Here is a 12,573-nt window from a genome sequence, read left to right on the forward strand (position 1 = left end):
GAGGGTGCTGGCGTAGTAGTCCGGTGAGTTGTTCGAGCAGGCGGCGAGCGGGAGCAGACCGAGAAGAAGTGCCCCCGCGAGCGTGCGCTTCAGCGCGGACCGTCCGCGTCGATCAGGGCGATGGTCTCGCCGTCGGCGGTCATCGCATGCACCACGTCGAGCGCGATGCTCTGGGCGCTCAGCCCCACGCGCTCCAGGATGACCGCGCGCTTGGCGTGGTCGAGGAACTCCTGCGGGATGCCGTGGAGGTGGACCGGTCGCTGGACACCCGCGTCGTTGAGCGTCTGCAGCAGGACGGCTCCGACGCCGCCGACGCGGCCGTTGTCCTCGATGGTGACGATGCGGCGGTGCTCGCGCGCGAGGTCGACCAGCGCGGGGTTGACCGGCTTGACCCAGCGCGGGTCGACGGCGGTGACGCCGATGCCCTGCGCGTGCAGGCGCGCGGCGACCTCGACGGCGGTGGTGGCCATCGCGCCGACGCCGACGACGAGCACGTCGGGGTCGCCCTCGCGGACCAGGACGTCCATGCGGTCGCGGCCCTCGCCGATCGTGTCGACGGCCTCGATGTCCTCCGGCGGCGGCCCCTTCGGGAAACGTACGACGGTCGGCGCGTCATCGACCTCGACGGCCTCGTCGAGCAGCTCACGCATGCGCGCGATGTCGCGGGGCGCCGCGAGCCGGAGGCCGGGGACCAGCTGCAGCATCGACATGTCCCACATGCCGTTGTGACTGGCGCCGTCGTCGCCGGTGACGCCCGAGCGGTCGAGGACGAAGGTCACGCCGCACTTGTGCAGGGCGCAGTCCATGAGGACCTGGTCGAAGGCGCGGTTGAGGAAGGTCGCGTAGACGGCGAAGACCGGGTGCAGGCCGCCCATCGCCAGACCGGCCGCCGAGGTGGTGGCGTGCTGCTCGGCGATGCCGACGTCGAAGGTCCGGTCGGGGTAGAGCTGCTGGAACTTGTCCAGGCCGACCGGGTGCATCATCGCCGCGGTCATCGCCACGACGTCGGCGCGCCGAGCACCGAGCTCGACCATGTGGTCGGCGAAGTGGTCGGTCCAGATGCGGCCCTTGGGCTTCTCGGCGCCCGTCTGCACGTCGAACGGCCCGGGCGCGTGGAACTGGTCGGCCTCGTGGCGCAGCGCCGGGTCGTACCCCTGGCCCTTGCGGGTGATGGCGTGCACGATCACGGGGCCGTTGAAGCGCTTGGCGTGCGCCAGCGCCTGCTCCATCGCCTGGCGGTCGTGGCCGTCGATCGGGCCGACGTACTTGAGTCCGAGGTCCTCGAACAGGCCCTGCGGAGCGAGCGCGTCCTTCAGGCCCTTCTTGACCGCGTGGAGCGCGTCGTACGCTGCGTGCCCGACCCCCGGCAGCGAGCTCACGCGCTGCTTGACGATGTCGAGCGTCTGCTCGTAGCGCGGGTTGGTCCGCAGGCCGGTCAACGCGGTCGCGAGGCCACCGATGGTCGGGGTGTAGGAGCGGCCGTTGTCGTTGACCACGATGACCAGGCGCGAGTCCTTGGCGATCGAGATGTTGTTGAGCGCCTCCCAGGCCATTCCCCCGGTCAGCGCGCCGTCACCGATGACCGCGACGACGTGGCGGTCCTCGCCCTTGATGTGGAACGCCTTGGCCAGGCCGTCGGCGTAGGACAGCGAGGCGGACGCGTGCGAGCTCTCGACCAGGTCGTGCTCGGACTCGGCGCGGCTCGGGTAGCCGCTCAGGCCGCCCTCACGCCGCAGCGTGCCGAAGTCCTTGGCGCGACCCGTGACGAGCTTGTGGACGTAGGACTGGTGGCCGGTGTCGAAGACGACCTTGTCGTGCGGCGAGTCGAAGACGCGGTGGATCGCCAGCGTCAGCTCGACGACGCCGAGGTTCGGTCCGAGGTGGCCGGTGTTCGTCGCGACGGTGCGGATCAGCAGGTCGCGGATCTCCTCGGCGAGCGCGGTCAGCTCGTCCTCGGACAGGGTGCGCAGGTCGCGCGGACCGCTGATCTGGTCGAGGAGAGCCATGGGCGTCAGTCTAGGTGGTGGGGGCAGCGAACCTTGAGTGCCCTGCGTGCCGAGAAGGTGTCCATCGCAAGGCGGAGGAGGGAGGCGGGCCGGAGGCCCGTCGACTGACGACAACGCAGCGAGGGGCGCCTTCTCGGCACGCAGGGCACTCAAGGTTCGCTGCCCCCACCACCTCAGGCGCCCGGGTCACGCACAGAGCTGGCGGTAGAGGTCGGAGTCGAGGAACGCCGGTACCGCGAGCGCGGCGGAGTCGGACAGGTCGAGCGCACGTGCCCGCCCGGGCTCGACGAAGACGATCTGACGTCCCTCGCCGAGCACGATGTCGGCGTCGGTGAGGCTCGTCGCGGCAGCGAAGACCGCCAACGTGTCGAGCGAGTCGGTCTCGGGGTGGAAGACCTCGAAGGTGGCGAAGTGCTCGACGGCGCCGGGCTCCAGACGCACGCCGGTCTCCTCGGCCAGCTCGCGCACGGCACCCTCGGACTCGGACTCCCCCGGCTCGAGGTGGCCACCGCACAGGCCCCACTTGTCCGGAGCGATCCGCGGGTTCTCGTCGCGCTCCTGGAGCAGCACCCGACCCTGCGGGTCGACGAGGATCACGCAGGCGAAACCGGTCATGCGTCTCACGCTAGCGCCTGGCCCGTCACCCCGGCGGGCGCCTCGGGTCGCGCACGGCGGCGACGCTGTAGAACGGCGCCTGCCGGCCGGGTGCGTCGAACGCGAGCCCGTCGACGTGCCGGCGGCTGATGATCGTGGCAGGTCCCACGTGGCGCAGCGTGGCGCGGACGTCGATGTCCATCTGGATCGGGAAGTCGCTGCGGGCGAGCGCCGCCGCCATCGCGTCGGACGGTCGCGAGCCGAAGGGGTAGACCAGGACGTCGACCTTCCCGAGCACGGGATCGGCGATCGAGTGCCACCTGGCGTCGTCGGCCAGGATCGCGCTCGGCGACGTGTGGGTCAGGTCGATGTGGCCGTAGGTGTGGCTCGCGAACGTCCAGCCGTCGGCCTTCAGCGCCGCGACGAGCGGAGCCAGGTGCGCCCGCCCGGTCGGCGTACCGGCGTCCCGCTCCCCCAGCAGGCCCTCGAACGCGGTGACCGCGAGGACGCCCCGGGCGCCCTCGGCCGAGAACTCCGGGTGCGCAGCGACCTCGGCGTCGACCATCGGTACGACGTCCTGGTCGGTCAGGCTGCCGTCGTCGAGCTGTGCCCGGACCTCCCCGTCGCGGTCGAGGACCAGACGGCGCGCCAGGCCACGCCCCTCGAAGTAGCGGTAGTAGTTGACGTCGTCCTCGATCAGCACCAGCGGCTTGCGTCCTCGCGGCACCTCGACGGTCCGCGCCGCCACGTCGTGGATGTCCACCAGGGTCCAGCCGTGCTTCCAGAGCTGGTCGAGCAGCTGGGCGAACTCGTGGGACGTCACGAAGTAGTCCTCGAAGCCCCGCCCCAGCGCGTCGCCACGGAACGCCAGACGCGGCTGGAGGACGAGCGGGTGCACGAACACGCCCTCCACGGGTCCGTGCCACCGGACGAGGTCGGTCACGGGGGTGGCCGCGACGGGCGCGGGCGAGGCGGTGGTGGTGGGCGCGGTCGGCGCGCCGGACGTGGCGGACGGGCGCGTCGTCGTGAACGGCTGCAAGCACGCTGTTGCCGTGGCGAGCGATGCGACGGCGATCAGCGCCAGCACCAGACCGCGCACCCTGACGACGGCATCCATCGCGACCACCTCCACCAGGTGGGATGCGTGGAGCGCGCGGAAGGTTGCGGCGCGTCGCCGCTCAGACCGCTCAGTGGGAGAAGGCGGCGTACTTGCCCGGGGTCAGGAAGAAGCCGGCATGGGTGCGGGTGTTCACGCAGGTGACGCCGATCCTCTCGACGGCGCAGGTGATCGAGCCGTTGCTGATGACCGACGGCGGGGCCACGGTGGGCGCGCCGGGCTCACGGATGGTGTCGGTGTTGCACTGCGGCACGGCACCGTCGTCACCGATCTGGATTCGCCCGACCGAGTCGGCCATCGACTGCCCGCACACGCCGGGATCGCGGATGGCGCCCGAGCGGAGCTCGCAGGAGACCGGGATGTAGGGGTCCCGCAGCACGCAGTAGACGGCGTCGCCCGGGGTCGAGAACCGTGCGAGCGTCGGGTGGTGGACCGACCTGAGCGCGGCCAGCCGGGCGTGGGCGGCGGCGTACGTCGTCGGCACGCCCGCACTCCTGGCCCCGGGGTTGGCGGTGTCGGTGGCCATCGCGGTCGGCTTGGGCTCACCGGTCGGGGCCGGGTCGGTCGCGGGCGCAGAGGTCGCGGGCCTCCTGCTCGGCTTCTTGGTCCTCGGCGTGCTCGTCGGCGACGACGGCACGGACGGCTGGGCGGTCAGCGCCGGAGCGGTCGACGAGGCATCGGTGGCGTCGAGCGTGGCGGCGTCACAGCCGGAGACGGCGATCAGCCCGAGGAGGACGGCGGCAGCAGCAACAGTGGAACGCACCGATCCATCGTGCCAAGGCCGAGGCGTCGTACGCCGCCTCCCGCGCCGGGAGCGGCCAGCGGCCTGAAGGGATGCAGGCCGGCCACCCCTCAGCTGGAGGTCGCCGCCTGCCGAGCGGCGAGCCGCTTCTTGGCGCCGGGCACGCGCACGGCGATCTCGCTGAGCGGCACGAGCGCGACGGCGAGCTCCTCGAGGTTGTGGTCCAGGCCCTTCACCGAGTTGTCGATGCCGTCCACGACCCGCTCCAGGGACGCGAGCACCGGCCCGAGACCGTCGATGTTCTCGACCAGGTCGCCGAGCCGCTCCAGCACACCACCCTCGGCGACGAGCTGCTCGAGCACGCCCTCGCGGGCCAGCAGCCGGTCGACGACGCCGCCCGGCTCGAGCATCCGGTCGACGGCACCTTCGTGCGCGAGCAGCCGATCGAGCGGGCCGTCGACGGCCACGATCCGGTCGAGGGCTCCGCCAGGAGCGATGACCCGGTCGACGGTGCCACCTTCGGCGAGCAGCCGGTCGACGGTGCCGTCACTCGCGAGCAGCCGGTCGACCAGGCCGTCCTGGACCAGCAGGCGCTCCACCAGGCCGTCGGCGGCGATCAGGCGCTCGATCGTGCCGCCCCGCGCCAGCAGCCGGTCGACCAACCCGCCCGGCGCGATCAGGCGGTCGAGGACACCGCCGGTCTGGGAGAGCCGCGACAGCACACCGTTCTCGTCGAGCACCCGGTCGACGACGCCGCCGTGCTGCAGGGCCTGGCCGAGCGGACGGCCCGGCGCGGTGACCGCGGAGAGCAGGTGCAGCAGCCGGACGGGACCATCGGGCTGGACGAGCTGCGAGACACCGATGCTGGCCTGGCCGAACGCGATCGCCGCCCGCACCGGGAACGTCACGACCGTGACGAGGCCACGGAGCCTGAGCGGACGACGGGGACCGGCCGGCGCGACGACCGACCTCTTGACGGTGCGGAGCGCGGGCGCGACGGAAGCAGTCATGGTGGCCGCAGCCTAGGCGCGTGGCGCCGTGCGGTCGAGGGTGCCGCGCGCCGCCGCCGAGTCCGGCGTCCTCCGGTGGGCCACGGCCATCCCCAGGTCGGCGAGCCGAGGAGCGACCAGGTTGAGCACCTCGTAGGCGTCGGCGAAGAGCGTGTTCACGGTGAGCGGGCGGTCCTCCAGGGCTCGTACGACGCGCTCGGCGACCGTCTCCGGCGAGAGTCCCTTGCCGGCGTACGACTCCGTGGGGGCGGTCATCGCGGTGTTCACCGTCGAGACCCGCATGTTGGTGAAGGTGACGTTGTCGAAGAACGTCTCGCGGCCGGCGATCCGGGAGAAGACGTCGAGCGCGGACTTGGAGGCGAGGTACGCCGCGAACTTCGGCGCCTTGATCTGCACGCCCCAGCTGAGGATGTTCACGACGTGGCCGAACCGCTGCTCGCGCATGGCCGGCAGCAGACCCATCGTCAGGCGGACCGGAGCGAAGTAGTTGATCGCCATCGTGCGCTCGAAGTCGTGGAACCGGTCGTAGCTCAGGTCCAGCGAGCGGCGGATCGAGCGCCCCGCGTTGTTGACCAGGTAGTCGACCGCGCCGTGCTCCGCGGTCACCGCCGCGACCAGCGCATCGACGGCGTCGCCGTCGGTGAGGTCGCACGGATACGTCTCGGCGATGCCGCCGGCGGCCACGATCTCGGCACGGACCGCGGCGAGGTCGTCGGCCCGCCGGGCGACCAGCAGGACGTGCGCACCACGCTCGGCGGCGGCCGACGCCGTCGCGCGCCCGATGCCCGACGACGCACCGGTGACCATCACGGTCCGGCCCGCCAGCGGGCTGGCGCCGCCGGTGACGCGTCGCGTGACCCGGGCGATCGCTGCGTGCGGCGTCTGGAGGAGCAGACCGATGTCCATGCGCGTCATCGTAGCGACCTGCGACGCCTCCCTGACCGATCGGTCAGCAACGGTCCTCCAACGCAGGAACGCCCCGCCGCAACGTGTGCGACAGGGCGTTCCGGAGCGGCTTGATCAGGCCTTGCGGAGGTTCCGCAGGACGTACTGCATGATGCCGCCGTTGCGGTAGTAGTTGGCCTCGCCGGGGGTGTCGATCCGGACGACGGCGTCGAACTCGACGTCACCGGCCTTGACCTTCACCGTCTTGGGCGTGGTGCCGTCGTTGAGGGCGGTGATGCCGGTGATGGAGAAGGTCTCCTCGCCGGTCAGGCCCAGGCTGTCGGCGTTCTGGCCCGCGGGGAACTGCAGCGGGATGACGCCCATGCCGATGAGGTTCGAGCGGTGGATGCGCTCGTAGCTCTCGGCGATGACGGCCTTGACGCCCAGCAGCGAGGTGCCCTTGGCCGCCCAGTCACGCGACGAGCCGGAGCCGTACTCCTTGCCCGCCAGGACGACCAGCGGGATGCCGGCAGCCTGGTAGTTGACCGAGGCGTCGTAGATGAAGCCCACCGGGCCGTCGGCCTGGGTGAAGTCACGCGTGAAGCCACCCTCGGTGCCGGGCGCGATCTGGTTGCGCAGGCGGATGTTGGCGAACGTGCCGCGGATCATGACCTCGTGGTTGCCTCGGCGCGAGCCGTAGGAGTTGAAGTCACGCTGCTCGACGCCGTTCTCGGTGAGGTACTTGCCCGCGGGCGAGTCCTTCTTGATGGCGCCGGCCGGGCTGATGTGGTCGGTGGTGACCGAGTCGCCCAGCTTGAGCAGCACGCGCGCGCCGTCGATGTCGGTGACCGGAGCCGGCTCGTCGGGCATGCCCTCGAAGTACGGGGGCTTGCGGACGTAGGTCGACTTCTCGTCCCACGCGAAGGTGTTGCCCTCCGGGGTGGGCAGCGACTTCCAGCGGTCGTCGCCGGCGAAGACGTCGGCGTAGTCCTTGGTGAACATCTCCGAGCTGATCGCCTGGGCGATCGTCTCCTCGATCTCCTGCGGCGTGGGCCAGATGTCCTTGAGGAAGACGTCGTTGCCGTCCTGGTCCTGGCCGAGCGCGTCGTTGAACAGGTCGACGTTCATGTTGCCGGCCAGCGCGTAGGCGATGACGAGCGGCGGGGACGCCAGGTAGTTCATCTTGATGTCGGGGTTGATCCGACCCTCGAAGTTGCGGTTGCCCGACAGCACCGAGACGACGGCCATGTCGTGCTCGTTCACCGCGGCGGAGACCTCGGGGATGATCGGGCCCGAGTTGCCGATGCAGGTCACGCAGCCGTAGCCGACGAGGTTGAAGCCGAGCTTGTCGAGGTACGGCGTGAGGCCGGCCTTCGCGTAGTAGTCGCTGACGACCTTGGAGCCGGGCGCGAGGGTGGACTTGACCCACGGCTTGCGCTGCAGGCCCTTCTCCACGGCCTTCTTGGCCAGCAGGGCAGCACCGATCATGACCGACGGGTTGGAGGTGTTCGTGCAGGAGGTGATCGAGGCGATGGCGACCGCACCGTTCTCCAGCTCGAAGGACTGGCCGTCCTCGAGGGTGACCGGGACCTTCAGGCCGGGCTCGGTGGAGTACGTCGGCAGTGCCGCCGCGAACGCCTCGGCGGCGGCCGTGACCTCGATGCGGTCCTGGGGACGCTTGGGGCCCGCGATCGAGGGGACGACCGTCGCGAGGTCGAGCTCGAGCTTCTCGGAGTAGCGCGGCTCGGCCGACGGGTCGAGCCAGAGGCCCTGCTCCTTGGCGTATGCCTCGACGAGCGCGATCTGCTCCTCGGAGCGGCCGGTGAGGCGCAGGTAGTCGGTGGTCTGGCTGTCGATCGGGAAGATCGCGCAGGTCGAGCCGAACTCCGGGCTCATGTTGCCGATCGTGGCGCGGTTGGCCAGCGGCAGCGCCGAGACGCCCTCGCCGTAGAACTCGACGAACTTGCCGACGACGCCGTGCTGGCGCAGCATCTCGGTGATCGTGAGGACCAGGTCGGTCGCGGTCGAGCCCTCGTGCAGCTCGCCGGTCAGCTTGAAGCCGACCACGCGCGGGATCAGCATGGAGACCGGCTGGCCGAGCATCGCGGCCTCGGCCTCGATGCCGCCCACGCCCCAGCCCAGGACGCCGATGCCGTTGACCATGGTGGTGTGCGAGTCGGTGCCGACGCACGTGTCGGGGTAGGCCAGCAGCTCGCCGTCGACCTCACGCGTGAACGCGACGCGAGCGAGGTGCTCGATGTTGACCTGGTGCACGATGCCGGTGCCCGGAGGGACGACCTTGAAGTCGTCGAACGCACCCTGGCCCCAGCGCAGGAACTGGTAGCGCTCGCGGTTGCGCTCGTACTCGATCTCGACGTTCTTCTCGAACGCCTCGGGCGTGCCGAAGACGTCGGCGATGACGGAGTGGTCGATGACCATCTCGGCCGGCGCGAGCGGGTTGATCTTGGTGGCGTCGCCACCGAGGTCGGCCATGGCCTCACGCATCGTGGCCAGGTCGACGACACACGGGACCCCGGTGAAGTCCTGCATGATCACGCGCGCCGGCGTGAACTGGATCTCCTTGTCGGGCTCGGCGTCGGCGTCCCAGCCGGCGAGCGCCTTGATGTCGTCCGCGGTGATGTCCGCGCCGTCCTCGGTGCGCAGGAGGTTCTCCAGCAGCACCTTGAGGGAGTAGGGCAGGCTCGCGACGTCGAGACCGTCACCGGTCACCGCGTCGAGCCGGTAGATGCCGTAGGACTTGCCGTCCACGTCCAAGGTGCTCTTCGCACCGAAGCTGTTCACGCTGGCCATCCGCGTTGTCTCCTCGTCGACTCATCGGTCGGGATTGGTCCCTGTCGCCCATCCTGCCGCCGCGTCGGGCGGCGTGGGAAGTGAGGCGAACCTTATCCCTGTCATTACCCGGAAAGATTTATCTTGACGTCAAGATAACACAGCGGTGTGCACGTCGAGCGAGGAGTGGAACGGATCGCCCGGCTCACCGAACGGGCCGTAGACGACGAGCTCCCCGAACCCCAGCTCCTCCGCGCGCCCGATGGCGTCCTCGTACGCCGGAACGCCGACCGTCGGCTTGACCGTGCCGAAGCCGAGCAGGAGCGAGCGACGTACGGACGCGGGGTCGCGCCCGACGTCCGCACACGCCTGCTCGAACCGGTCGACCTGCTCCCCCACGAGCCGCCAGTAGGCCCCGGCGTCGAGGGTGGTCGAGCCGGGTCCGCCGTACGTGTTCCAGCCGTCGGCGTGCGTGGCCGCGAGCCGCAGCGCCTTGGGTCCGTGCGCGGCCAGCATCAGGAACGGCGCCTCGGTGCCCTCGGGCAGCGCGATCGTCTCCAGGCCCGAGAACGAACGGGTCGCGCCCTGCCACTGCGTGGCACCGGCCAGCACCGCGCGCATGCCGACCACCACGTCGGCCAGCCGCTGCGACATCTGGGCGGGCGTGACGACCTCGTCGCGGTCGGCCATCGCGCAGAACGGCGCGCCCGCTCCCAGGCCCAGCACCAGGCGCCCGCCCGAGACGTCCTGGACCGTCACGGCGCGGCGAGCCAGGGAGACCGGGCTGTGCAGCGTCGCCGAGGCGACCAGGGTGCCGAGCTCCATCCGCGTCGTGACGCCGGCTGCGGCGGCGAGCGTGGAGAACGCCTCGGCCAGCCACCCGCCTGCCGCCGTCGGATGGGTCAGGTGGTCGTAGACGTACGCGACGTCGTACCCGATCTCCTCCATCAGCCGGAAGTCGTCGGCCAGCTGTCGCCAGGGCCGGACGGGCGTGATCACCACTCCGTGTCGCATGGCCCCATCCTGCTCCTGGCCTGCTGGCAGGCAAGGCGGGGACTCAGACGGGAAGGGCCGGGTCCGCGAACTGGGTCCGGTAGAGCTCGCGGTAGCGCCCGCCGGCGGCGATCAGCTCGTCGTGGGTGCCCCGCTCGACGATCCGGCCGCCCTCGACCACGAGGATCACGTCCGCGGCGCGGATCGTGGAGAGCCGGTGCGCGATGACCAGTGCCGTGCGCCCGTCGAGCGCCTCGTCGAGGGCCGCCTGGACGGCAGCCTCCGAGGTCGAGTCGAGCGACGCCGTCGCCTCGTCGAGGATCACGACGCGGGGCTGCTTGAGCAGCAGGCGGGCGATCGTCAGCCGCTGCCGCTCGCCGCCCGAGAGCCGGTAGCCGCGCTCCCCCACGACCGTTCCGAGCCCGTCGGGGAGGCTGCGCACCATGTCCGCCAGCCGCGCCCGGGTCAGCGCGTCCCACAGGTTGTCCTCGGTCGCCTCGGGTCGCGCCAGCAGCAGGTTCCCGCGGATCGAGTCGTGGAAGAGGTGGCCGTCCTGGGTCACCATCCCGACCGTGGCGCGGATCGACTCCGCCGTCAGGTCGCGTACGTCGACGCCGGCCAGCCGCACGGCGCCGGCATCGACGTCGTACAAGCGCGAGACCAGCTGCGCGATGGTCGACTTGCCGGCGCCCGACGAGCCGACGAGGGCGATCACCTGGCCGGGCTCGGCGCGCAGCGAGATGCCGTGCAGCACCTCCTCGCCGCCGCGGGTGTCGAGGGTGGCGACGGCCTCGAGGGATGCCAGCGAGACCTTGTCGGCGCTCGGGTAGGCGAAGTGGACGTCGTCGAGCTCGACCTCGACCGGGCCCTCCGGAACCGTGCGCGCGTCGGGGCTGTCCTGGATCAGCGGCTCGAGGTCGAGGACCTCGAAGACCCGCTCGAAGCTGACCAGCGCACTCATCACGTCCACCCGCGCGCTCGCCAGCGCCGTCAGCGGTGCGTAGAGCTGGGTGAGCAGCAGCGACAGCGCGACCACGTCGCCCGCGTCGAGCGAGCCGTCGATGGCCAGGGACCCGCCGACGCCGTACACGACCGCGATGGCGAGCGCCGAGACGAGCGTCAGCGCGGTGACGAAGGTGGTCTGCACCATCGCCGTACGCACGCCGATCTCGGCCACCCGCTCGGCTCGGCTCGCGAACTCCACCGACTCCTGCTGCGGCCGGCCGAAGAGCTTGACCAGGGTCGCGCCCGGCGCGGAGAACCGCTCGGTCATCTGGTCGCCCATCGCGGCGTTGTGGCCGGCGGCCTCGCGCTGGATGCCGGCCAAGCGGCTGCCCATCCGGCGGGCGGGGACGACGAACACCGGCAGCATCACCAGTGCCAGCAGCGTGACCTGCCACGAGATCCCGAGCATCACGACGAGCGTGAGCACCAGGGAGACTAGGTTGGCGACGACACCGGAGAGCGTCGAGCTGAACGCACGCTGGGCACCGATGACGTCGTTGTTGAGCCGGCTGACCAGGGCGCCGGTCCGGGTGCGGCTGAAGAATGCGATCGGCATCCGCTGGACGTGGTCGAAGACGCTGGTGCGGAGGTCCAGGATCAGCCCCTCGCCGATCCTGGCCGAGAGCAGACGCGAGGTCAGGCCCATCGCGGCGCTGGCCACGGCCAGGCCGGCGATGACCAGGGCGAGGATGACGACGGTACGTCGCTGGTCGCCCTCGACGATCGCGTTGACCACCTTGCCGGCCAGGACCGGGGTCGCCACCGCCAGACCAGCGGTCAGCACGCTCAGCACGACGAAGCCGATCAGCTTGCGCCGGTGCGGGCGGGCGAAGCGCAGGATCCGCGCCGCCGTGGCCCGGTTGAACGCCCGTCGCTCGTCCGGCCCGTGCATGCTCCGGTAGACCTGGTTCCAGGCGATCTGCTCCATGCTCACATCAGCACAACCCGCTCAGCTCGAAACCATTCCCGCACGGTCAGGACGACGTGCGGGTGACGCGTACGTCGGCCCAGCCCGACTCCCCGTCGCCGGGGTAGATCCTCAGGACGGTCACGGTCAGGCCCGCGACCTGCATGGTGTCGCCCTTGGCGTACCAACCCTGCACCGCATTGCCCGACGGCCGTGGACCGGACGGGTTCGGGATGGCGCTCAGGCTCACCTCGAAGCCGTCGCCGACCTTCCGGATGCCCTGGGTGAAGATGAAGAGCCCGGTGCCGTCGACGGTGATGTTGGCCGGGTGGTTCGCCTGCCCCTGGCCGAAGTCCAGCGGCGAGGCCCGCACCTCGCCCGGGCCGCCGTGGAAGTCGGGCGGGCCACCGCAGGCGGCGAGCAGCCCCACCGTCAGCCCGATCACGAGGACGACACGGACCCGACCCAGCAGACGACGCAGCACAGGACTGATTGTCCCAGGCGGGTCCACGGACGATGCGGTC

The 12,573-nt window shown here is 71.0% G+C and carries 10 protein-coding genes; all 10 read right to left on the reverse strand.

Annotation, left to right across the window (positions count from 1 at the left end; genetic code table 11):
- Positions 1-89 precede the first annotated feature (89 nt).
- The 10 genes from dxs to ACYVJ3_RS14310 all read right to left on the reverse strand — a co-directional run bounded on the left by dxs (position 90) and on the right by ACYVJ3_RS14310 (position 12,533).
- Positions 90-2,006, reverse strand: a complete 1,917-nt coding sequence (gene dxs / locus ACYVJ3_RS14265) for a 1-deoxy-D-xylulose-5-phosphate synthase (RefSeq protein WP_460853705.1) — start codon at positions 2,004-2,006, stop codon at positions 90-92.
- 186 nt (positions 2,007-2,192) lie between these two features.
- Positions 2,193-2,621, reverse strand: coding sequence for an NUDIX domain-containing protein (locus ACYVJ3_RS14270; RefSeq protein ID WP_460853706.1), 429 nt, complete (start codon positions 2,619-2,621; stop codon positions 2,193-2,195).
- A gap of 25 nt (positions 2,622-2,646) precedes the next feature.
- A complete protein-coding gene (locus ACYVJ3_RS14275) occupies positions 2,647-3,717 on the reverse strand; it encodes a polysaccharide deacetylase family protein (RefSeq protein WP_460853707.1) in 1,071 nt (356 codons plus the stop codon).
- Positions 3,718-3,787: 70 nt separating this feature from the next.
- Positions 3,788-4,480, reverse strand: a complete 693-nt coding sequence (locus ACYVJ3_RS14280) for a hypothetical protein (protein WP_460853709.1) — start codon at positions 4,478-4,480, stop codon at positions 3,788-3,790.
- An 89-nt stretch (positions 4,481-4,569) separates the two neighbouring features.
- A complete protein-coding gene (locus tag ACYVJ3_RS14285; protein WP_460853711.1) occupies positions 4,570-5,469 on the reverse strand; it encodes a hypothetical protein in 900 nt (299 codons plus the stop codon).
- Between the two features lie 12 nt (positions 5,470-5,481).
- Positions 5,482-6,375, reverse strand: a complete 894-nt coding sequence (locus tag ACYVJ3_RS14290; protein WP_460853712.1) for an SDR family NAD(P)-dependent oxidoreductase — start codon at positions 6,373-6,375, stop codon at positions 5,482-5,484.
- Between the two features lie 114 nt (positions 6,376-6,489).
- Complete coding sequence (acnA, locus tag ACYVJ3_RS14295; RefSeq protein WP_460853713.1) at positions 6,490-9,165, reverse strand: aconitate hydratase AcnA; 2,676 nt, start codon at positions 9,163-9,165, stop codon at positions 6,490-6,492.
- A gap of 129 nt (positions 9,166-9,294) precedes the next feature.
- The gene (locus ACYVJ3_RS14300; RefSeq protein WP_460853714.1) at positions 9,295-10,158 is read right to left on the reverse strand and encodes an LLM class flavin-dependent oxidoreductase; all 864 of its coding nucleotides are present in this window, start codon (positions 10,156-10,158) and stop codon (positions 9,295-9,297) included.
- 43 nt (positions 10,159-10,201) lie between these two features.
- On the reverse strand, positions 10,202-12,070 hold the full coding sequence (locus tag ACYVJ3_RS14305; protein WP_460853715.1) for an ABC transporter ATP-binding protein: 1,869 nt from the start codon (positions 12,068-12,070) through the stop codon (positions 10,202-10,204).
- A 46-nt stretch (positions 12,071-12,116) separates the two neighbouring features.
- A complete protein-coding gene (locus tag ACYVJ3_RS14310) occupies positions 12,117-12,533 on the reverse strand; it encodes a hypothetical protein (RefSeq protein WP_460853716.1) in 417 nt (138 codons plus the stop codon).
- Between the last annotated feature and the right edge of the window lie 40 nt (positions 12,534-12,573).

The organism is Nocardioides montaniterrae (genome assembly GCF_054782655.1).